The organism is Ruegeria sp. AE4, assembly GCF_056542185.1.
Window position 1 is genome coordinate 1 of the sequence record NZ_JBQFZK010000009.1, and the last position, 20,736, is coordinate 20,736.

Annotated in this window: 22 protein-coding genes; 4 read left to right on the forward strand and 18 right to left on the reverse strand. The window is 59.1% G+C overall.

All coding sequences use genetic code 11. The features are described 5' to 3' along the window. Nucleotides 1-232: 232 nt before the first annotated feature. The 14 genes from ACR0EK_RS12200 to ruvC all read right to left on the reverse strand — a co-directional run bounded on the left by ACR0EK_RS12200 (nt 233) and on the right by ruvC (nt 12,554). Complete coding sequence (locus tag ACR0EK_RS12200) at nt 233-829, reverse strand: MOSC domain-containing protein (protein ID WP_480967863.1); 597 nt, start codon at nt 827-829, stop codon at nt 233-235. 98 nt (nt 830-927) lie between these two features. Then, on the reverse strand, nt 928-2,844 hold the full coding sequence (ftsH, locus tag ACR0EK_RS12205; RefSeq protein WP_267367030.1) for an ATP-dependent zinc metalloprotease FtsH: 1,917 nt from the start codon (nt 2,842-2,844) through the stop codon (nt 928-930). A 75-nt stretch (nt 2,845-2,919) separates the two neighbouring features. Then, on the reverse strand, nt 2,920-4,179 hold the full coding sequence (gene tilS, locus ACR0EK_RS12210; protein WP_480900098.1) for a tRNA lysidine(34) synthetase TilS: 1,260 nt from the start codon (nt 4,177-4,179) through the stop codon (nt 2,920-2,922). Beyond that, the gene (gene ybgF / locus ACR0EK_RS12215; protein ID WP_209598305.1) at nt 4,170-4,994 is read right to left on the reverse strand and encodes a tol-pal system protein YbgF; all 825 of its coding nucleotides are present in this window, start codon (nt 4,992-4,994) and stop codon (nt 4,170-4,172) included. The genes tilS and ybgF overlap by 10 nt, the downstream gene beginning before the upstream one ends. 4 nt (nt 4,995-4,998) lie before the next feature. Next, complete coding sequence (pal, locus tag ACR0EK_RS12220) at nt 4,999-5,505, reverse strand: peptidoglycan-associated lipoprotein Pal (RefSeq protein ID WP_480622769.1); 507 nt, start codon at nt 5,503-5,505, stop codon at nt 4,999-5,001. A gap of 72 nt (nt 5,506-5,577) precedes the next feature. Beyond that, nucleotides 5,578-6,897: a Tol-Pal system beta propeller repeat protein TolB gene (tolB, locus tag ACR0EK_RS12225; protein ID WP_480900101.1), complete on the reverse strand. Its 1,320-nt coding sequence runs from the start codon at nt 6,895-6,897 to the stop codon at nt 5,578-5,580. Then, a complete protein-coding gene (locus ACR0EK_RS12230; RefSeq protein ID WP_480900103.1) occupies nt 6,894-7,997 on the reverse strand; it encodes an energy transducer TonB in 1,104 nt (367 codons plus the stop codon). The genes tolB and ACR0EK_RS12230 overlap by 4 nt, the downstream gene beginning before the upstream one ends. Nucleotides 7,998-8,006: 9 nt before the next feature. After that, entirely contained in the window at nt 8,007-8,483 is a 477-nt protein-coding gene (gene tolR, locus ACR0EK_RS12235; protein WP_480483970.1) for a protein TolR, read from the reverse strand. A 2-nt stretch (nt 8,484-8,485) separates the two neighbouring features. Next, nucleotides 8,486-9,181 (reverse strand): protein TolQ, encoded by a 696-nt coding sequence (tolQ, locus tag ACR0EK_RS12240; protein ID WP_209505518.1) that lies wholly within the window; start codon nt 9,179-9,181, stop codon nt 8,486-8,488. A gap of 109 nt (nt 9,182-9,290) precedes the next feature. Then, nucleotides 9,291-9,674, reverse strand: a complete 384-nt coding sequence (ybgC, locus tag ACR0EK_RS12245; RefSeq protein WP_480483971.1) for a tol-pal system-associated acyl-CoA thioesterase — start codon at nt 9,672-9,674, stop codon at nt 9,291-9,293. Next, entirely contained in the window at nt 9,671-10,294 is a 624-nt protein-coding gene (locus tag ACR0EK_RS12250; protein WP_480900104.1) for a hypothetical protein, read from the reverse strand. The genes ybgC and ACR0EK_RS12250 overlap by 4 nt, the downstream gene beginning before the upstream one ends. A 64-nt stretch (nt 10,295-10,358) precedes the next feature. Then, nucleotides 10,359-11,378: a Holliday junction branch migration DNA helicase RuvB gene (gene ruvB / locus ACR0EK_RS12255; RefSeq protein WP_267364110.1), complete on the reverse strand. Its 1,020-nt coding sequence runs from the start codon at nt 11,376-11,378 to the stop codon at nt 10,359-10,361. Nucleotides 11,379-11,382: 4 nt separating this feature from the next. Continuing rightward, nucleotides 11,383-12,060, reverse strand: a complete 678-nt coding sequence (ruvA, locus tag ACR0EK_RS12260; RefSeq protein ID WP_480900106.1) for a Holliday junction branch migration protein RuvA — start codon at nt 12,058-12,060, stop codon at nt 11,383-11,385. Continuing rightward, complete coding sequence (ruvC, locus tag ACR0EK_RS12265) at nt 12,057-12,554, reverse strand: crossover junction endodeoxyribonuclease RuvC (RefSeq protein WP_209598197.1); 498 nt, start codon at nt 12,552-12,554, stop codon at nt 12,057-12,059. The genes ruvA and ruvC overlap by 4 nt, the downstream gene beginning before the upstream one ends. Nucleotides 12,555-12,887: 333 nt before the next feature. On the opposite strand from ruvC, the gene ACR0EK_RS12270 reads away from it, so the two are divergent. Then, the gene (locus ACR0EK_RS12270; RefSeq protein WP_267364114.1) at nt 12,888-13,103 is read left to right on the forward strand and encodes a DUF1127 domain-containing protein; all 216 of its coding nucleotides are present in this window, start codon (nt 12,888-12,890) and stop codon (nt 13,101-13,103) included. Between the two features lie 107 nt (nt 13,104-13,210). Here ACR0EK_RS12270 and ACR0EK_RS12275 read toward each other — a convergent pair whose 3' ends face one another. The 4 genes from ACR0EK_RS12275 to ACR0EK_RS12290 form a co-directional block, all read right to left on the reverse strand. Continuing rightward, entirely contained in the window at nt 13,211-13,567 is a 357-nt protein-coding gene (locus ACR0EK_RS12275) for a hypothetical protein (RefSeq protein ID WP_267364115.1), read from the reverse strand. Nucleotides 13,568-13,656: 89 nt separating this feature from the next. Continuing rightward, on the reverse strand, nt 13,657-14,535 hold the full coding sequence (locus tag ACR0EK_RS12280) for a 50S ribosomal protein L11 methyltransferase (RefSeq protein ID WP_480870762.1): 879 nt from the start codon (nt 14,533-14,535) through the stop codon (nt 13,657-13,659). A 66-nt stretch (nt 14,536-14,601) separates the two neighbouring features. Continuing rightward, nucleotides 14,602-15,834, reverse strand: a complete 1,233-nt coding sequence (locus ACR0EK_RS12285; protein WP_480967833.1) for an MFS transporter — start codon at nt 15,832-15,834, stop codon at nt 14,602-14,604. Nucleotides 15,835-15,913: 79 nt separating this feature from the next. Next, the gene (locus ACR0EK_RS12290; protein ID WP_480900109.1) at nt 15,914-18,109 is read right to left on the reverse strand and encodes a primosomal protein N'; all 2,196 of its coding nucleotides are present in this window, start codon (nt 18,107-18,109) and stop codon (nt 15,914-15,916) included. An 88-nt stretch (nt 18,110-18,197) separates the two neighbouring features. On the opposite strand from ACR0EK_RS12290, the gene fsa reads away from it, so the two are divergent. The 3 genes from fsa (at nt 18,198) to ACR0EK_RS12305 (ending at nt 20,673) form a co-directional block, all read left to right on the forward strand. Beyond that, entirely contained in the window at nt 18,198-18,851 is a 654-nt protein-coding gene (gene fsa, locus ACR0EK_RS12295; RefSeq protein ID WP_480967834.1) for a fructose-6-phosphate aldolase, read from the forward strand. A 197-nt stretch (nt 18,852-19,048) separates the two neighbouring features. Then, a complete protein-coding gene (locus tag ACR0EK_RS12300) occupies nt 19,049-19,756 on the forward strand; it encodes a DUF484 family protein (RefSeq protein ID WP_209505485.1) in 708 nt (235 codons plus the stop codon). After that, nucleotides 19,753-20,673: a tyrosine recombinase XerC gene (locus tag ACR0EK_RS12305; protein ID WP_480967835.1), complete on the forward strand. Its 921-nt coding sequence runs from the start codon at nt 19,753-19,755 to the stop codon at nt 20,671-20,673. The genes ACR0EK_RS12300 and ACR0EK_RS12305 overlap by 4 nt, the downstream gene beginning before the upstream one ends. The last annotated feature ends 63 nt before the right edge of the window (nt 20,674-20,736 follow it).

Here is a 20,736-nt window from a genome sequence, read left to right on the forward strand (position 1 = left end):
CACTGGATATTCCAAGCTTCGCGCCGATCTCCTGGATCGGCTTCTTATTCGCTTCACGCGCAATTTCGATGTCGGATTTATAGCTCATTGGCCGGGGTCCTTGATTGAATACCGTGCAAAACCGACGTCTAACGTCGGCGCTACGCATTCCATACCCTTGTGTACAATCTGATTAGCCATGGATTCCGACATTCTGGCGTCGCGAAGCGTCGTCAGGTCACTTCATCGGGAACTAATCGGAAACCTGCATATTTTCAGGGCTCCAGGCAGGCTGGTCCGGAACAAAGAGCTTGAGGTGATCGCCCAGTTGAATGCGCCCGGGACGTTCGACCCAGCCCGTGACACCCCGGCGTCCGACGGCAGCAGGTTTAAACCCTGCACCATACCCCTGATGATCCGCTTCGATTTCGCGACCGGGCAATACGCAAGGTGCGTTTTCCATATCCACAGTGATCGTCAGCCCGTTGACCGCCTGAAGACGCGAGGACGGCGGAATGTGCGAGAAATCCGGAATACCTTTCAGCACTATGGATGCGCCCAGATAAGACGGGTCAAGCTGGTCCAGCCCCATGTTCTGCGCGATCTGCTGCAACTCTTCCAAGGACAGCACCGACAGTTGACGAACATTGCGGAATTCAGTGCCCTTGGGATAGAGGTTCGAGACCCGAACACAGGACGCACGGTTCAGACCTTCGTGCCGCTCGCCTTTCACGCCCTCAAACCCAAGATCCAGCAACTCAACGGGCTTGGCACGAAGCGATCCGCCGGCAGGAACAAGGCCCAGCCAAAGAACTTCGGCTGCAAATTCGGTTTCCCGCAAAAACGGCATACGCGCTTCCCTTCCCATTGGTGTCTGCCAGCGCATAATGCTCAGTAACGCTCTGATGGAAAGAGAAAAACCCGGGTCAGAGCCCGGGTTCTTGCTGGTTATGCTGTCGGTTCAGGTTCCATCCCACCCTCAGGTGGTGATTTCTTTGCCTTGGTCTTGGGGATGGCTGTCACGCTGGGCGCACTGCCCTCGTCCGACTTGTCGTTCCGGTCATCGCTATCGCCGGGCGACTCCCCGTTCATGACGCGTTTGATTTCGTCACCGGTCAGCGTTTCGTATTCCAGCAAACCTTGGGCCAGACGTTCCCATTCCTCGTTCTGATCGGTCAGAATCTTGTGCGCCTGTTCATAGCCTTGCTGGATCAGACGCTTTACCTCTTCTTCAATCAGTTCCTTGGTATGAGCCGATACCGAGAACCCGGCAGTATTGCCCTGATATCCCTCATGCGCCTCGGCATAGTCGATATTGCCGACCTTATCCGACATACCCCAGCGCATCACCATGGCGCGTGCCAGTTGGCTGGCCTGCATGATGTCCCCGGCAGGACCGTTCGACACGTGATCTTCGCCATACTTGATGACTTCGGCAGCTTTACCTGCCATGGTCATCGCCAGCTTTTGTTCGCACTCATCCCGGTGATAGTTCAGGCGATCCATTTCCGGCAGCGAAACCACCATACCCAGCGCACCCCCGCGCGGTATGATGGTCGCCTTGTAGACCGGATCGCACATGGGCAGAGACAGACCAACAACAGCATGACCCGCTTCGTGATAGGCAGTTTTTTCCTTCTGATCCTGCGTCAGCACCATCGAGCGGCGCTCGGCCCCCATCATCACCTTGTCCTTGGCGTTTTCAAAATCTTCCATGGTGACAAAGCGACGACCCACGCGTGCGGCCATCAACGCAGCCTCGTTCACGAGGTTGGCCAGATCCGCACCCGAGAAGCCGGGCGTACCGCGCGCGATGATGCGCAGATCGACATCGGGGCCCAGCGGCGTCTTGCGTGCGTGAACGCCCAGAATTTTCTCGCGGCCCTTGATGTCCGGGTTGCCGACTGTGACCTGACGGTCGAACCGGCCCGGTCGCAGCAGCGCAGGGTCCAGAACATCCTTGCGGTTTGTCGCCGCCAGAATGATTACACCTTCGTTGGCCTCAAACCCGTCCATTTCGACCAGCAACTGGTTGAGCGTTTGTTCCCGCTCGTCGTTGCCGCCACCATACCCGGCGCCGCGATGACGACCCACAGCGTCAATTTCATCGATAAACACGATACAGGGCGCGTTCTTTTTCGCCTGCTCGAACATGTCACGCACGCGGGACGCACCCACACCAACGAACATTTCGACAAAATCCGAACCCGAGATGGTGAAGAACGGCACGCCCGCCTCACCCGCAATGGCACGGGCCAGAAGCGTCTTACCGGTACCCGGAGGGCCAACCAGCAGCGCGCCCTTGGGGATCTTGCCACCAAGGCGGCTGAACTTCTGCGGGTTTCGCAGGAATTCGACAATCTCTTCCAGCTCTTCCTTGGCCTCGTCGATACCGGCAACATCGTCAAAGGTCACGCGGCCATGCTTTTCGGTCAGCATCTTGGCCTTGGACTTGCCAAAGCCCATCGCGCCACCTTTGCCGCCGCCTTGCATCCGATTCATGAAATAGACCCAGACACCGATCAGCAGCAGGAAAGGCAGCAGCGTGATCAGGAACGACTGAAAGCCTGATTGCTGTTGTTTTACGGCCTGAACGGGGATGTTTTCTTCGATCAGAAGCTTGGTCACTTCGGCGTCGCCGGGTTTGATCGTGACATAGCTGGCACCGCTTTGCAGGGTATAGCGAATCTGTTCACCATCCAGGGTCACGTTCTTGACTTCACCGCTTTGGACGGCACCGACAAAGTCGGAATAGGTTTTCTCGTTGCTCTGAAGCGTTCCGCCCGGTCCACTGAACAGATTGAACAGTGCAAGGATGAGCAGGAACAAAACGACCCAAAACGCGATATTGCGAGCGTTGCCCAAGGAAATTCTCCTAAAAGTTCCGGCAGGTGAGACGCTGCCAAGTTACCTCTTAAAATAGAGAGGATTGTCGTATGTTCAATGCGATAAAAAAGATGCGTGGAACTCGGGCCAATCTGACGCAAGCCTGGCATGCCAGCCATTCGCGAGACCCGCAAGCGGGGCGGCCAGCACCCTGTCCGCAATCCAAACCGCAGGCGTCGCCGTCAACGCTATCCTGGGACGCCCGGTTGCACGCCACTCGGGCACCTGTTGCAACCCCTCACCGCCCAAAGCGCGGATTTCTGCGCCCATTATTGCCGGTCCGCTGAGCCGCCATTTGCGATCCCACACAGCACTGGGCGCCGCGATCTGAGATTTCACGGCATTAAATTCCCTGCAAATCCAAACACTCCCGCCTTGTGGAACAATCAGACAACCGCCCACTGACCCCGATTGCCCATTCGCAACTGCATCCATTGCCTGATCCACTGCCGCCTGACGTGGAGGATAACCCGACCCGGCAATCCACGAGAGGATTCCCAGCAGGACACGACGCCGAATCTCAAGGGGCAACACGGCAAATCCGGCCCTGTTCACCCTCACGTCACTTTGATCCACCTGCGCCACGGACCCTGCGGATTCTTGCGCACAGAGGCCAAGTGCCGTGTGTGCCTGCGCCAGATTGTCCACCACGCGGGACAATGAAAGCGCATCAATTCCCAAAGGTTCCAGCCCACCCAAAGCTTCGCGCGCCTTGATCCGATCGAAACGGGCATCCTGATTCGAAGGATCGTCCACCCATGCTACGCCAGCCTCAGTCAGATAGGTGCGCAGCTGTTCACGGGTGATCCCCAGCATCGGACGCAGCAACGTCAGACCCCGCCGTTTCCGAATAGCCGACATGCCGGACAGGCCCGTGACCCCGGATGATCGGCCCAACCGCATCAGCAGTGTTTCCGCCTGATCATCTGCGGTGTGGCCCAGCGCAATGGCGTCGATTCCGCGGCCCTTCGCCCATTCGGATAACAAATCATATCGCGCCTGACGTGCCCGGTCCTGCAAGTTGCCGGTACCGTCCCATCCCGACCAACGCAGCGTATCATGAGACATCCCCAACGCAGCCGCCAGCCGGGATACGGTTTCGGCCTCGCACGCGGATTCGGGTCGCAAACCGTGGTCGACCGTGGCAACGAAAAGGGTGATGGCCTCATCTTGCGCCACCTGATGCAAAAGGTGCATCAAGGCGACAGAATCGCCGCCTCCCGAAACTGCAATCCCCAACTTGCGCGGAAGTGTTTCGGGTAGCCGGGCGCGCAGGTCTGCAAGTAGTTTGCCGGAGTGATGGTTCAAGTACATCCCAACGCGGTCATCTCCTGCGTGGCGCTCGAAAACTCTGGCGCAGAAGGAAAGCGTACTCCGACCTCATTAAGCGTGATGCAGGCCTGATCGGTCTGTCCCAAACGGCCAAGCGCCGCGCCCAGTTCGTACAGCGCCTCGGGTGCAAACGCGCCCTCGGAATCACCCGTGAAGCTGGCCAGAAATGCTCGGGCCGCTTCGCGTGTGTCGCCAATCCCTTCTAGGGCATGACCGCGTTTCAGGTTGGCTTCGGGCGCCAGCGGACTGCCGGGATAGCTTGTTTCAAACTGCGCAAACAACGTGGCAGCAGTCTGGAAATCGCCATCGGCCAACGCTTGCGAAGCAGCATCAAAATCAGCACGCTCACCTATGGCAAGTTCACCATTATCGGTCGCCGTTGGCGTTTCGATACTTGTTGGTCCGGTTATCACAGTGGCCGTGTCACCGCCCAATGTCGAGGTCTCACCCAACGTCGACAAATCGCCGCCTTCCAGTTCAACCAGCCGGAACTCAAGGTCACCGATACGGTTGGTGCCGTCAGTGACAATGTTCTGCACCCGCTGGTTCAATTGCTCGGTCTGGCGGGTCAGGCGCTGCAATTCGGCCTCGATGGCATCCACCCGTTCAAGAACCGAACTGCCGGACAGGTTTGGTGCGGGCGAACCCGTAGTAGAAAACTCGCGCTTCAAACGCTGGATTTCCACGTGCAGCACCGTCAGTTCCTGACGGATATCCGCAAGGGTCTGTTGATCCTGTGCCTGTGCAACACCAGCCGTCGCCACAACCGCCGCCAAAACCCATCCTGCAATGCGCATCATCTTACCCCAGAGTTGACCCGGTCAGAACCGTTACCGCACGACGGTTCTTGGAATAACATTCCTCGGTGCTGCAAATCTCGATCGGGCGTTCCTTGCCATAGCTCACGGTGTTCAGGCGGCTGCCCGCGACGCCCCGCGAAATCAGGTACTCACGCGCAGCGTTCGCCCGGCGTGCGCCCAGTGCAAGGTTGTATTCCCGCGTGCCCTGCTCATCAGCGTGACCTTCGATCGTTGCGACAAAATCCGGATTGGCCAGCAGCCAGTCCGCCTGCCCCTGCAACACTGTTTGCGCCTCGGGCGACAGCGTCGACTGGTCAACGGCAAACAGGACACGGTCCCCGACCGTTTGCTGGAAATACGCGGGTGAGCGTGGATCACTCGGTGATCCGGGGACAATGGATCCTACGCCACTGCCACTACCGCCACCCAAGGCAGAGGGGTCATTGTTTGTGCAGGCGGCGATCACACTCAGCGCGCCCAGCGCCAGAACTTTGCTCAATACGTTCATTTCAGGTGCCTCGTGTTATGTTTATTGCCGCCTGTCTACCACAGGGACGATTTGTTGTGAACTTTGCTGCGATCAATTCTGCAATGGACCCCAGGACGGATCGCTGCCGCCGTCCGGTGTACGTACCGGGCGCAGGTTCCTACCCGAGATATCCACCGAGTAAAGCGATGCCCTACCACTGGCCCCCTGCGTTTCGCGGGTAAACATAATGACCCGGCCATTGGGCGACCACGTGGGGCCTTCATCCAGGAAAGAGGCTGTCAGCAAACGTTCTTCTGACCCGTCGATGCGCATCACGCCGATATGGAACCGGCCCTGGTTCTGCTTGGTAAAGGCGATCAGGTCGCCGCGCGGTGACCAGACCGGGGTACCATAGCGGCCCGCGCCAAAGCTGATCCGCGTGGCCTCGCCCCCGTTTGCTACCATCACGTACAATTGCGGTGCGCCGGAGCGGTCGCTTTCAAAGACGATCCGGCTGCCATCAGGTGAATAGCTGGGGGCCGTTTCAATTGCAGGCGTGTTGGTCAGGCGCGTACTTTGCCCCGAGGCGATATCCATCTTCCACAGATCGGTATTGCCGCCCTGAATCAGCGAATAGACAATCGACCGGCCATCCGGCGAGAACCGTGGCGAAAAGCTCATCGTCCCGTCCTGCGTCTTCAGTTCCCGCGGTTTCGGGCGCCCGACTTCAGTCACGTATATGCGCGGGCTGCCGCTTTCATAACTTGTATAAAGCAGCCGGTCACCGGTGGGGGAGAAACGGGGCGCCAGAACGATTGCGGCGCTGTCAGTCATGTACTGCACATTCGCGCCATCGTAATCCATGATCGCCAAACGCTTCAGGCGCTGGTCCTTCGGCCCGCTTTCCGAAACAAAGGCAACGCGGCTGTCAAAATAACCGCCTTCACCTGTGATCCGGCTATAGACCTGATCGGCCACTTTATGCGCCATGCGCCGCCACCCGTCGGTGGTACCTGCTAGCTGAAGACCATTGCCCAGTTCCTGGCCCGAAAACACATCCCACACCCGGAACCGAACCGTCAGTTTCTGACCGGACACATTGACAGCGCCCGTGATCAGCGCGTCAGCGTTGATCGCCTTCCAATCCGCAAACTGAACCGGAGCTTCGAAGCTGCTGACTCGGCTGATGAACGCATCCGAGGAGATTTCGCGGAACAACCCGGTCCCGGTCAGGTCAGCCGCCACCACGCGCGATATATCCTGCGCGAACTGAGCTGCGGCCGGGCCGTCCGGCACAAAATTCGGAACGGCAAAGGGCAAGGGTTCGATAATCCCCTCATCCAGTTCCAGGCGCAAAGGCCCGTTCTGTGCATAAACCGGCGCAGACATCAGTGTCAGGCCGACAAAGAGGCTGGTCAGAAGCTTCATCATTTGATCCGCATCCTCTCGGGGTTAAATGTAATCTCAACATCCTGCCAATGTTCGTATTTGTCAGCAGGCAAATCATATCCTTTGGCCCCGCAGCGCAAAATAGCACGTCGCGCAGCCTCGTAGGCCTGTTTAACGGCTCCCGCCGAGCCACCAGAGCTGTCCAGCATCCGAACACTGCCACCGACGACCGTACCATCACGGTTCAGTGAAAACGCAACAACAACCACAGTGTTCAGCGCATCCGTGGACAAGGAACCCACATTCCAACATCCAGAGACAGCCAGTCGCATCGCGTCTTTCTCTCCGCTGGTCAGCGGTGGGCCAGAAGGTTCGGACCCGCTGCCCAAGGCTTCGGCCAGGGCGTCGTTGATTGCCGTTTCATCGGTTTGGTTCTCAGGTTCCGGGGTCGCCTCAGGCGTTTTGGCCACAGCGGGTTCCGGCGGCGGGCTTGGCCGGTTTGGGCGCACGCGCGGTCGCGGAGATGTCAGGGGCGACTGGTCCTTGGTTTCCTCGGCCTCGGTCACAATCTCAGGGGCTGCCTCTTGCGGCGCGGTCTGATCCTGCTGTTCCTGTTGAACCTCTGCGCCTTCATCCAGGGATACCGGAGGCGTTTCAAAATCATCAGGCTTTGCCTCGGGCGGTGGCGGAGCTATTGCCTCGGGCGCGACGCGGTCTGATGGGCGCGGCTGTGCCTCCGGACCGGGCGGCGCAGGCTGTGCAACAGGTTCGACCTGAGGTTCCGTCAGAACCGGAGGCTCGTCAGGAACCTCGGGTTCTGGCGGCGCTTCCACGATGATGGGCTCTGGCTCTGGTTCTGGTTCAGCCGGTGCAACAGGTTCAGGGCGGGGCTGTTCGTCAATCTTGGGTTCCGGCGGCTTGGTCACAGCCTCCGGCTCGGGCGGCTGCTGCAACGCGGTCGGCACTTCGGGGAGTTCCGGCGCATCCCGCTGGGCCGTCATGGCCGCGAATTGTTCAGCCGGGATCACAGAGACATCCTGCACAGCCATCGGCAACGGTTCGGACCGGAAGGTGCCGCCGAACATCGCCCATCCGATCAGGCTGACATGCGCAATCGCTGAAATCTTGGTGCCGGTATCCACCGTGCGACCTCACTCTCCACCTTCATCCAGCGTCGGCCCGCCGGTATCGGTCACAAGGCCAACGTTGGAAAACCCGCCCGCGTTCAGCGCACCCATGACCTGCATCACCTGTGCATAAGGGATTGCGCCATCGGCCCGCAGGAAAACCCGGTCGCTGCTCCGCTCTGCCGCAATGGCACGCAGCTTGCCAATCAACTCTTCGCGCAACACGTCGGTGGTCTGGATCTGCACGCGGCCGTCTGCGGTCAGGGTCACGGTCAAAGGCTCTTCGTTGTCGCCGGGCAGCGCACTGGCTGCGGTCTTGGGCAGATCGACCGGAACACCAACCGTCAGCAATGGCGCGGCCACCATGAAGATGATCAGCAACACCAGCATGACATCCACGAAAGGTGTCACATTGATCTCGGCCATCGGCTGCGCGCGACCGCGACGCCGACCACGCCTGCGCCCATTGCCGTTCGAAGATTGCTGGATCGCAGCGCCCATCGTCAGCTGTCCAACTGGCGCGACAGAATGGTTGCGAATTCATCCGCAAAGGCTTCATAGCCGCCAACGATCCGGTCACTATCGGCGCTGAGTTTGTTATAGAAAATCACCGCCGGGATCGCCGCCAAAAGGCCCAACCCTGTCGCCATCAACGCCTCGGCAATACCGGGGGCCACAACGGCAAGGTTGGTGTTTTGCTGTTCGGCAATCTCGATGAATGCATTCATGATGCCCCAAACGGTGCCAAACAGCCCGATAAACGGAGCCGTGGAGCCGACAGTTGCCAGAATGGGAAGACCTTTTTGCAGGGTTTCCGCCTCTTTCGCGATGGCGACATCCATCGACCGGTCGATCCGTGCGGTTGCCCCGGCAATCAGCCCGCCATCATTGCGATGCGACCTGCGCCACTCGATCATGCCTGACGCAAAGATCTTTTCCGAGCTGCCATCCGGCTGCGTTCCGATCTGCTCGAACAACTCATCCAACGGGTTGCCCGACCAGAAGCTTTCATCAAAAACCTGCGCCTCGCGTCGGGCCGCGCGATAGTTGATCAGCTTCTGAATGATGATCCCCCAGGACCAGATGGATGCGCCGGTAAGTACCAGCATCACCAGTTTGACGATAAAGGTCGCGCGGGCAAACAGCCCCCACATGGAGAAGTCGATCTCCTGCGCCAGCGCCAGCGTTTCAGCTTCCATGAACCTGCTCTTTGTTTTGCCTGATGGCCGTTCGTTTGGCCTTATTTTGCCAAACGCTATCTCAGTTGGTCATGAAAAGCCAACAGAACCACCCATGGTCCGCAAATTGTTACATCAATGCGCGAATCTCTGCCGGCAATCGGATCGGTTTGCCCGCTTTATTGATGCAAACGGCCGTGACAGATGCACGAAATATTTCGGTCTCACCGCGGCGAACAAGCTGCGCCATAGTCAGACGCACGCCCGAGATTTCGGTGACCTCGGTTTCGACGATCAATTCATCATCAAACCTTGCAGGCCCCAGATACTCGGCCTCGACCCGCCGCACGACCCAAACAATGCCCTCCTCCCGCATGGCGTTTTGGTCATTGCCCAGATTACGCACCCAGTCCGAGCGCGCGCGCTCGATATAGCGCAGGTAGTTCGCGTGATAGACAACCCCACCCATGTCGGTGTCTTCATAATACACGCGGATGGGGTAGGTGTGTTTCATTGCAACGCCTCCAGTCGGGCAAACAGCCTTAACGCATGCGAGGCATCCTGTGCCGCCCGTGGCAAAACCGGATCATAGGCCGCCCGGATCAAGGACGCGATGTCGGGACGCAGGATCGTGGCCTCACCTGCGATTGCCAGTGGAGATTGATTGCGAAATGCAGTGTCCGACCAGAGCAAGATGGTCTGCACGACCTGATTGAGCGCAAGGGTTTCCGCCGGAACCTTGGACAATTCCTTGTCCATGCGCAGAAACACAAACGCCGCGCGGACCGCGCCATCTTCTTCGAACCGGAAAATGCGGTACTGGTTTGCATCTGCCGCGACCAGACGCGCGACCAAAGGTTCCAGATCCGGGATCAATCGATCAAGGTCCGGTACCTCCAGCAGCTCCTGCCAGTCCCGGAAAAAGAAAACCATGCAATTCGCGCCAAGCTCAGGGTCCGTCTCGGCCATTTGGTGACCGGCCAGCGTGACAACGGCTTCGAAAGCCCCTTTTACGGTGGCCAGCGTCTCGTCTTCGACGCCGAAAACGATCGGAACAATAGGCCGCCCCCAGCGCGCAAACAGAAACTCGCCGCTTTCGCGTGTGAACAGCGCTTCAATTTCTTCCTGTGTCACCGCCAGCCCTTCATCTTTTCAAAAATACTCTCGCCGAAAGGCATAAAATCTAAGCGCGCTGGCTTCAACCGAACAGATCGCTTTGCCGCTTGGGCGCGGCCATCCCAAGATGCGTCCACGCCTTCTGCGCCAACATCCGCCCGCGCGGAGTACGCTGGATCAGCCCCTGTTGCAGCAAATAGGGCTCAATCACTTCCTCAAGCGAGTCGCGGCTTTCGGACAGCGCGGCAGACAGGGTTTCAATCCCCACCGGGCCACCTGCATAGTTTTCGGCAATCAGCTTCAGATACCGCCGGTCCGCACCATCAAGGCCCAGATTATCGACGCCCAGACGGGTCAAGGCACCATCGGCAAGGTCCCGTGTGATCCGCCCGTCCCCTTCGACAATCGCGAAATCCACAACACGCCTCAGCAATCGCCCGGCGATACGTGGCGTTCCGCGCGACCGGCGCGCGATTTCGCGCGCACCATCGTTATCCGCAGGCGCGCCCAGTTTTCGCGCGTTCCGAGTGACAATTTCGTGCAATTCATCAACCGTGTAGAACTGAAGCCGGGTCGGGATACCAAACCGGTCACGCAAGGGCGTTGTCAGCAGGCCCATCCGCGTGGTGGCCCCCACCAGTGTGAATGGCTGCAACTCGATCCGTACAGTGCGCGCAGCAGGGCCTTCGCCGATAACAAGATCCAGCTCGAAATCTTCCATCGCCGGGTACAGCACTTCTTCCACCGCCGGGTTGAGCCTGTGAATCTCGTCGATGAACAACACATCCCGCGATTCAAGATTGGTCAGGATCGCCGCCAGATCCCCCGCCTTGGCCAGAACCGGGCCAGAGGTCATGCGAAAGTTCACCCCCAGTTCACGCGCCATGATCTGTGCGAGGGTCGTCTTACCCAACCCCGGAGGTCCGTGAAACAAGGTGTGGTCCATCGCCTCGCCGCGTTGCCGGGCGGATTGAATAAAGATGCGCAAGTTGGCACGCGCCTCAGCCTGACCAATGAATTCATCCAGCCCCTGAGGACGCAAAGCGCGGTCATTGTCTTCCGGCAGGGGCTCCGGGCGCAGGGTGGGATCAGCGTCAACCATTCACTTACCCTTTCGGAGCCAGCAGCCTGAGGGCCGCGCGGATCAGATCAGCCTCGTCAGCATCCGGCTGGCTTGCAGCCGCTTCAGCCACGGCACCTGCCGCCTCGGACGGCCCATATCCAAGATTGGCCAGCGCCGACAACGCCCCGGCAGACGCGGCCGCGGCACCCGATGGCGGTTTCGGAACACGTCTCGGCGCGGGTGTAGAGTCATTCGGTTCAACAACCTCAAGTTCCGGCCCGTCCATCGCCTGAGCAATCGTGCCGCCCATGGCCATCACTCCGGGTGCCTTGTCCTTGAGGTCCAACACGATCCGTTGGGCGGTTTTTGGCCCGACGCCCTTGGCCGCCTTGACCGCACCCCAGTCCCCCAGGGCAATTGCGCGGCTGACACCGTCGGGCCCCAATGCACTCAGGATCGCCAGCGACACCTTCGCGCCGACCCCCTGAACCGAGCACAGCAGGCGATGCCACTCTTTCTCGACAAGCGACAGAAACCCGTAAAGCTGCATAAGGTCTTCGCGGACGACCATGTCAGTGTAGATCGAGATCGCCTCACCCGCCCCCGGCAATGCCGCCAAGGTCCGGTCGGAACAATAGACAAGATAGCCGACGCCCCGAACATCGATCAGCACATGATCCACCGCGCGGTAATCCAGCCGCCCTGTCAGTTTGCCGATCATGCCCGCACCTCTTTCACACGCGCCTGTTGCGTTTTCCCGTAATAGGCATGGCAGATCGCAATCGCCAGTGCATCCGCCGCGTCGGCCCCTTTCGGCAAACAGCCCGGCAATTGCAGTTTGACCATATGCAAAACCTGCTCTTTCTCGGCATGACCCACGCCCACCACGGTCTTTTTCACCCGGTTGGGTGCATATTCCCCCACCGGCAAACCGGCCTGTGCCAGCGTCAGCAAAGCCACGCCACGCGCCTGCCCCAATTTGAGGGTTCCGGCCCCATCCTTGTTCACGAATGTCTGTTCGATGGCAGCCTGGTCGGGTCTGTGATCCGCAATCACTTCGACAATCTGATTGTGCAGCGACAGCAGCCGCTCGCCCAGATCGTCCCCATCCGATTTGCACAACCCGTTGGCCACATGGCTCAGGCGGCTGCCATTTGATTCGATGACGCCCCATCCCAGGGTTCTAAGCCCCGGATCGATGCCCAGAATTCGCATATTTTGCCTCGGCCTGCTCGGGTTGTGTGATCTTTTTTCAACGCCTAGCACGAAGCGTGAACATTTTCCAAGCGAATTGACCCTAGGGCTGAAAACGACACGCGTGTCTCAGGCGCGACTTCGGGCGCGTTTTGCGACCCAGTGAAGTCTGAATTCGACACTTTCCCAAAGGCTTTTTCACCAATTGTTAAAGGGGATTACAGCTTCGTGAAGCCTTGCAGAAAACGCATAGGACACATGCAAAAACTGAACTTGTGCGAACGAAATGACAGCACTAGATGCCCCGCAGATCGCAGAAATGCAATGTGAACACTAACCAGAAGGAAACAGGATATGGCTGCACTGGACACAACCCGCGTCGCTACCACTGGCTCGTTCGGCCTTGTTGGCCGTATCGGCGCATTTTTCGTATCGGCCGTTAACGCCGCAGTTGAATGGAATGACGCCCGCGTAACCCGCAACGCGCTGACCGGTCTGACCGACCGCGAACTGGACGATATCGGCCTGTGCCGTGGTGACATCGACTCCATCGCCGAAGGTCGCCGCTAAGAACCGGCCACTATACTTATTTGCCCCTTCCTCCTCCCTTGAGGGGCACACAAAAACACCGCGCACCATAAGGGTACGCGGTGTTTTTTTTAATCCGAGGGAGCGGATTAGTAGAAAACTTTGTTCAGCTGAGCGGCGAGGGCTTGCGACACAGGGTCGATTTGCATCACCCAGGCACCGGCTTTTTCGACCGGCGTACCTTCGTTCAGACTGTCGATCCGATATTGATAGCCGGTCGGGCCAAGGTGGGACAAAAGAAATGCTTTGAAGGCGAAGAAACCCACAAGCGTAAGCAGCAGCACCTTTGCTGGCACCGCCGAACTCACCCGCTGCGGCCTCATCACCACCAGGCCATCCTTGCGCATCGTCGCGCGATAGCCACGGCTCATCTTTTGGTGTTTCTTGTTCAGGCGACTTACGCGCTGATTGAACTCCAGTTGTTTACCCGTCATGGCAGCCTCCAAAAACCGCCCCCCTCGACTTCATTCAGAAAACGGTAAAAAGAGATTGCGACAAAAACGTGGCAAAAACCTATAAAACTCCTGCAAATGGCCTAATTCGCGCCCTGTTTGGTTAAAATTAGGGTCGTCCACTCACCAATCTCGGCCCGATAGGTCTGATTGAACCCGTTTTGTGAATAAACGGAAACCACGTCATCGGCCTGTTCGTTAAGGATTCCCGACAGGATCGCGTGCCCACCTGGGCGGAGATTCGCTGCCATTTCGGGTGATAAAGCTACCAAAGGCCCTTTGAGGATATTGGCAAAAATCAGATCGTAGGGTGCGTGCGCCTTGAGGTCGGGATGATCGAAACCTGCGGATTCAACACACTGAACCGCGCCGGACATACCGTTTGCCTTCAGGTTGGCTTCGGCCACTTCAACGGCCACCTCGTCGATATCGCTGGCAATGAAATCGCCATCCCATACCCGAGCTGCCGCCATGGCCAGAACGGCCGTGCCGCAACCGATATCCGCTACTTTCGAGGCACTGAACCCTTCATCCAACAACCGGTCCAGAGCTTTCAAACATCCCAGCGTGGTACCGTGATGTCCGGTACCAAAGGCCATTGCCGCCTCGATCAGCAGTGGAATGCGACCGTCGGGCAGCTTGTCGGCATCGTGGCTGCCATAGACAAAAAAGCGGCCCGCCTCAACCGGGGCAAGCTCTCGCCGCACATGGGCCACCCAATCGGTTTCAGGCACTTCCGACACAACAAAAGGTTTGGCTTCAAAAGCAACTGCCAGAACGGCCAATGCGGTCTCGTCAGGGGCTTCGGTAAAGTACCCGCCCACTTCCCACAGGCCCGAACCGTCTTCGACCTCGAACACACCGACGCCGGTTGGTTCGGGCTCCAGACGCTCCATCGCTTCGCCCAGACCTTCGGCGGCTTTCTTACCTGTCAGCGTGGTCAGCGCAGTGAATGTGGGCATCCGGAACTCCTGTGTCAGTTGGCACTGCGCGTAGGACGGTGCGCCGCCGACGTCAAGCTTTGCGGCCTATTCCGCCGGGGCTGGCGCGTATTTGCTCAGGACGGTCTCATTGCCCGGTTCGGGGTGGCGCGGAACCAGCAGGGACAGCAGCAGAGAAACGACCGCCATCGCCGCCGCAAGGCCAAACACGGCACCTGGCGACACGACCCAGAGCAAACCAAGCAACGCGGGCAAGAATACAGCGGCGATATGGTTGATCGTGAACGCGACTGCGGCAGTTGGCGCAATATCCGCCGGATCGGCGATTTTCTGAAAATAGGTTTTAAGTGCAAGCGCCAGCGCGAACAGAACATGGTCGATGACATAGAGTGTCGCCGCCAACAGCACGCCCCAGCCAAACCAGTAGATGCCACCATAGGCTGCGAACACGATTGCCAGACCGGTATATTCAAAGATCAACGTGCGCCGTTCGCCAAACCTGGCCACTGCTTTACCCAGCAACGGAGCAACCATCATGTTGATCATCAGGTTGATCAGATACAGGCTGGTCAGCTCATGCACTTCAAAGCCGAACTTCTCAACCATCATGAACCCGGCAAAGACGACAAAGATCTGTCGCCGCGCGCCCGCCATGAATTGAAGAGCGTAATACAGCCAGTATCGACGGCGCAGGATCAGTTTCTTGGTTTGCGGCGTGGGGGCATCGAATTGTGGGAAGGCGAACAGGCAAAACAGGGCCAGCAAAGCTGTTGCACCGCCAGCGGCCATGAAGACAAAGTTGTAGGACAGATCGAACCGCTCCCAGGTCAGAACGATCAGCCCGTACACCACCATCGTTGCTGCCGAGCCCATAGCGACCAGCCACCCCAATACCTGCGGTGCGCTATCCTTGGGAAGCCATTGCAGCTGAAGCGACTGGTTCACAGTCTCATAGTAGTGAAACCCGATTGAACTGAACAAGGTCACGAACAACAATCCGCCAAGGCTTGGGAACCACGCCGTCAAAGCCGTTGCGACCCCAAGCATCATCAGCGAGATCATGGCCAGCACCTGCTCGCGAATGAAAATGATGACGGCAATCACGCCGACCGCCAGAAAGCCCGGAATCTCGCGCACCGTGTGCAGCAGGCCGATATCGGCCCCGTCGAAATTCGCTGCCTCAATGACGAAGTTGTTCAACAGCGCGCTCCACGCGTTGAACGCGATGGGCATGGTCAAGGCCATCACGAACAGAAGCGTGACAGGACGACGCCAGAACGGAAGGCTCTGCGCCTCGGCAAGGGGCATGGGTTTCAGCATGAGAATCCTCTACGCCCATTTCCCGACTTTGGCGAGGGGGAAGCGACCAGCGCACAATGGCCCTGCGTTAATGCAATAGTCAGTAAAAGCTTTGTGGATCGATATCGACGGTCAGGCGGATATCGCCTTTCAGGCGCAGCGGGGCGATCCAACGAGCGATGGCGTCCTGGATTGGTGCGCCCTTGGGGGCCTTGACCAGCAGGCGGACACGGTGACGTCCGCGTATACGCGCAATGGGTGCAGGCGCAGGGCCAAAGACCTGAGCACCGATCGCGCGCAGGGGCGCATCGTTGCGGGCCATTGCATTGCCGATATCGAAAACCGGTCCAACCTCGGGGCCCGACAACACGATCCCGGCCATGCGACCATAGGGCGGCACGCCTGCCGCCTGCCGACCCGCTGCCTCGGCTTTCCAGAACCCTTCCTCATCACCCGAGAGGATGGCCCGGATCACCGGGTGTTCCGGTTGAAATGTCTGCAAAAGCGCCTGCCCCGGCTTGTCAGCCCGTCCCGCACGCCCAGCCACTTGCCGCATCAATTGAAACGTACGCTCAGCCGCGCGCAGGTCCGCACCGTGAAGGGAAAGATCAGCGTCGATCACACCAACCAATGTCAATTTGGGAAAGTTGTGCCCTTTGGCGACCAATTGCGTGCCGATGATAATGTCGGCATCCCCGGCGGCGATCTCTTCAATCTTGGCTTTCAATGCCCGGGCTGAACCAAAAAGATCAGAACTTAGCATGGCAATTTTGGCCTCGGGGAAAGTCACCTCGGCCTCTTCGGCCAAACGCTCAATGCCCGGCCCCACCGGAGCCAGCTTGCCCTCGACCCCGCAGGAAGGACAGATCTCGGGCATCGGCTTGGTCTCGCCGCATTGGTGGCACATCAGGCGCTTCAGGAATCTGTGTTCGACCATGCGCGCGTCGCAATGGTCACAAGCGATCTGTTCCCCGCAGGCGCGGCACAGGGTTACAGGAGCATATCCCCGACGATTGATGAACAAAAGCGACTGCTCGCCTTTCTCGATCCGCTGCTGCACCGCTTGCCGCAAAGTCGGAGATATCCACGTTCCGGCCTGCATCTGTTCGGCCCGCATGTCGATGGGCTTCATCTCGGGCAACACTGCCGCGCCGAAGCGCGAAGTCAGGTCGATCCGATCATATTTACCTGCCTCAGCATTTGCCCAGCTTTCCAGCGAGGGGGTTGCGCTTGCCAGAATCACCCGCGCGCCGCAGATGGCCGACCGCAGGACCGCCATGTCGCGCGCGCTGTAATGCACCCCGTCTTCCTGCTTGTACGAGGTGTCGTGTTCCTCGTCGACCACGACCAGCCCCAGATCGCGATATGGCAGAAACAGGGCTGACCGCGCGCCAACAACCAGTTGAGCTTCCCCCTGCCCGACCATCCGCCAGACTCGCCTGCGTTCAGTCATGGTCGCGCCCGAATGCCACTCGGCAGGGCGCGCGCCAAACCGCGCCTCAACCCGTGTCAGGAATTCTGCGGTCAGCGCAATTTCAGGCAAAAGGACAAGCGCCTGCCGCCCCATGCGCAGCGCTTCGGCCACGGCCTCCAGATAGACTTCTGTCTTGCCGGAACCCGTCACGCCTTTCAGCAGCGTCGTGCCGTAATTCCCCGTCCGTTGCCCGGCGCGAAGCTGCGCAACCGCACTTGCCTGATCTTCGGTCAGGTCCTTTCCCGGCAAATCGGGATCAAGATGCGGATACGGCAGGTCGCGCGGGCTGTCTTCTTCACGAACCGCGCCTTGCTTGACCAAGCCTTTGACAACGGACGAAGTTACCCCTGCCTGTTCCGCCAGTTCCTTTAACGTGAATGCCAACCCGCCATAGTCGCGCAACACGTCAAGTACACGGGTTCTGGCGTCGGTCATCCGGTCTGGCAGGGTGGCTCCCAAACGATAGATCTTGCGCATGGACGGCGGGTCACCCAGCCCCGGCGCGCGGGTCGCCAGCCGCAGCATCGCGGGCATCGGTGTCAGGGTATAGTCGGCAACCTTGCCGAGGAATGCCCGCATTTCCTCGCGCATCGGTGCAACTTCCAGCAGACGGATCACCGATCGCGCCTTGTTCAGATCGAAACCGCCCTGCCCCGGCCCCCAGACCACGCCCAACACCTTGCGCGGACCAAGTGGCACCTCGACAAACGCACCCAGAAAGCATCCTCCTTCCGGCGCTTTGTAATCCAACGTCCGGTCAAGCGGTTGCGTTGTCAGCACCGCAATCAGCTCTCCCTCGTCGAAAAATCCGTTAGCGCTCACAGCATATCCTTTGCAGGGGGTTCCAGCATGGCTCTCTTTGAGGTAAAGCCATCCGCGACCAAGGCCAACCCATCAAAGGACTGCCCTCATGAAATTCTTCGTAGACACTGCCGAGATCGACGCCATTGCTGAACTGAACGATCTGGGCATGGTGGACGGCGTGACCACCAACCCCTCGCTGATCCTGAAATCGGGCCGCGACATTCTGGAAGTGACAAAAGAGATCTGCGATCTGGTCGACGGTCCCGTTTCCGCCGAAGTTGTCGCCACCGAAGCTGACGACATGATCGCCGAGGGCCGCAAGCTGGCCAAGATTGCCCCGAATATCGCCGTGAAGGTTCCGCTGACATGGGCCGGTCTGAAAACCTGCAAGACGCTCAGCGACGAAGGACAGATGGTCAACGTCACCCTGTGTTTTTCGACCAATCAGGCGATTCTGGCTGCAAAAGCGGGTGCGACCTTCATTTCGCCCTTCATCGGCCGTCTGGACGATATCAACCTGGATGGCATGGATCTGATCGCCGACATCCGTCAGGTCTATGACAATTACGGGTTCGAAACCGAAATTCTGGCCGCTTCGATCCGCACCGTGAACCACGTCACCGAAAGTGCCCGCATTGGTGCCGATGTCATCACCGCGCCGCCAACCGTGATCAAGAAACTGGCCGATCACCCGCTGACCGACAAAGGTCTGGAAACCTTTCTGGCCGATTGGGCCAAAACCGGTCAGAAAATCCTCTGATCTGGTTTGCGACCGCGCGGCGCCGTCCGGCGCCGCGCCCGGCCCAACAGCCCAAAGCCTGATCTGCGATCAGGCGTGGCAGGCGGGAGCCTATCCGCCACAGCATCCGGGGAAATCCACTCTTGCGTGCATTTTTCCCAAGGCAAATCCGGTTCGGCATGTTATAAGCCGCCCAACAAAAAAAGACCGGACAGGACATGAGCAGCAATCCCAAACTCGAGGATAATCTCCGCGCGGCAATTCTGGCCGAGCCCGACGTCGTTCTGGACGACAAGGACCTGATGCAAGCCCTTGTGGCCGCGAACGAACGCGCCCGGGGTGATAATGTGATCGATCTGCGCGGCATTGCCATGCAGCGGCTTGAGGCGCGGCTGGACCGGCTGGAAGATACCCACCGCTCGGTCATCGCGGCGGCCTATGAAAACCTTGCAGGCACCAATCAGGTTCACCGCGCGATTTTGCGCCTGCTGGAACCGGTCGAATTCGAGGATTTCCTGCGCGCCCTTGGAACCGATGTCGCAAATATCCTGCGGGTTGACCACATCACGCTGGTTCTGGAAACCACCGTGGTTCAGAACGATCCTGCCGTCGACAGGCTTGGAGGCGTTCTGACGATCGCAGAGCCCGGCTTTATCAATCAATACCTGACCAATGGGCGCGGCGGCCCTGTCCGCGACGTGACCTTGCGCGAAACTCATCAGCCGAACCGACGTGTTTTCGGCGCGCTGGCGGATCAGTTGCGCTCAGAAGCCTGCCTGAAACTGGACCTCGGTCCGGGTCGCCTGCCGGGCATGATCGTCATGGGGGCCCGCGATCCGCGGCATTTCACACCGCAACTCGGCACCGATCTTCTCACCTTCTTTTCCGGCGTATTCGAACGCTCGATGCGCCACTGGCTGTCGTGAACCTGATCTCACCCGCTTGCCGCGACGCGCTCCAGCACTGGCTGGACACTCTGGGCGCGCTGGCGGGGCGGTCGCAAAACACGCAAACCGCCTATCGCGGCGATGTCATCGAGTTTCTGTCTTTCATGACCCTTCATCACGGGGAACGGCAGGGGCTGAAGGCGCTGGAACGGATCACCGTGTCGGATATGCGCGCCTGGATGGCGGATCAGCGCAGCGGGGATATCAGCGCGCGATCCCTTGCGCGCAAACTGTCCGCCGTCAAAAGCTTCTATCGTTGGCTGGCCGAGCGAGAGGGATTTGAACCCACCGCCGTTTTGTCGACCCGCGCGCCCAAATTCACCAAGAAACTGCCCCGCCCTCTGGCCGAAGACGCCGCGCGCGCCATGATTGACACGGTCGAGCTGCAATCTGTGTCCGACTGGGTTGCGGCCCGCGATGTTGCGGTTGTCACGTTGCTTTATGGATGTGGTCTGCGGATATCCGAGGCCTTATCCCTGACCGGTGCAGACGCGCCCCTGCCCGAGACGTTGCGCATTGTCGGGAAGGGCGACAAGGAACGGATCGTTCCGGTTCTTCCAGCTGCCCGAGACGCGGTTGACCGATATCTTCAGCTTTGCCCCCACCCGCAAGCGAAGGACGCAGCCTTGTTCCGGGGCGCTCGTGGCGGCCCGCTGAACCCGCGCGCGATTCAAGGCGTCATGGCCAAGGCACGGATGCAACTGGGGCTACCTTCAACCGCCACACCTCATGCCATGAGACACAGCTTTGCCACCCATCTGTTGTCCGCAGGAGGAGATCTGCGGGCCATTCAGGAACTGTTGGGGCACGCCTCATTGTCAACCACACAGACCTATACCGCCGTGGATACTGCACGGCTTATGGAAGTCTACAACCGTGCGCATCCAAAGGCGTGACTGACACATTGAACAGTAACCTCGGGCTTTTGGTTTGCATCTCTGGCGTGCATCGGTCATGAC

Bases quoted from the DNA above. Each gene is read 5' to 3' on its own strand.
- ACR0EK_RS12200 (WP_480967863.1), bottom strand. From the start codon at position 829: ATGCCGTTTTTGCGGGAAACCGAATTTGCAGCCGAAGTTCTTTGGCTG.
- tilS (WP_480900098.1), bottom strand. From the start codon at position 4,179: ATGTACTTGAACCATCACTCCGGCAAACTACTTGCAGACCTGCGCGCC.
- ybgF (WP_209598305.1), bottom strand. From the start codon at position 4,994: ATGCGCATTGCAGGATGGGTTTTGGCGGCGGTTGTGGCGACGGCTGGT.
- pal (WP_480622769.1), bottom strand. From the start codon at position 5,505: ATGAACGTATTGAGCAAAGTTCTGGCGCTGGGCGCGCTGAGTGTGATC.
- tolB (WP_480900101.1), bottom strand. From the start codon at position 6,897: ATGATGAAGCTTCTGACCAGCCTCTTTGTCGGCCTGACACTGATGTCT.
- tolR (WP_480483970.1), bottom strand. From the start codon at position 8,483: ATGGGCGCTGCGATCCAGCAATCTTCGAACGGCAATGGGCGCAGGCGT.
- tolQ (WP_209505518.1), bottom strand. From the start codon at position 9,181: ATGGAAGCTGAAACGCTGGCGCTGGCGCAGGAGATCGACTTCTCCATG.
- ybgC (WP_480483971.1), bottom strand. From the start codon at position 9,674: ATGAAACACACCTACCCCATCCGCGTGTATTATGAAGACACCGACATG.
- ruvB (WP_267364110.1), bottom strand. From the start codon at position 11,378: ATGGTTGACGCTGATCCCACCCTGCGCCCGGAGCCCCTGCCGGAAGAC.
- ruvA (WP_480900106.1), bottom strand. From the start codon at position 12,060: ATGATCGGCAAACTGACAGGGCGGCTGGATTACCGCGCGGTGGATCAT.
- ruvC (WP_209598197.1), bottom strand. From the start codon at position 12,554: ATGCGAATTCTGGGCATCGATCCGGGGCTTAGAACCCTGGGATGGGGC.
- ACR0EK_RS12270 (WP_267364114.1), top strand. From the start codon at position 12,888: ATGGCTGCACTGGACACAACCCGCGTCGCTACCACTGGCTCGTTCGGC.
- ACR0EK_RS12280 (WP_480870762.1), bottom strand. From the start codon at position 14,535: ATGCCCACATTCACTGCGCTGACCACGCTGACAGGTAAGAAAGCCGCC.
- ACR0EK_RS12285 (WP_480967833.1), bottom strand. From the start codon at position 15,834: ATGCTGAAACCCATGCCCCTTGCCGAGGCGCAGAGCCTTCCGTTCTGG.
- fsa (WP_480967834.1), top strand. From the start codon at position 18,198: ATGAAATTCTTCGTAGACACTGCCGAGATCGACGCCATTGCTGAACTG.
- ACR0EK_RS12300 (WP_209505485.1), top strand. From the start codon at position 19,049: ATGAGCAGCAATCCCAAACTCGAGGATAATCTCCGCGCGGCAATTCTG.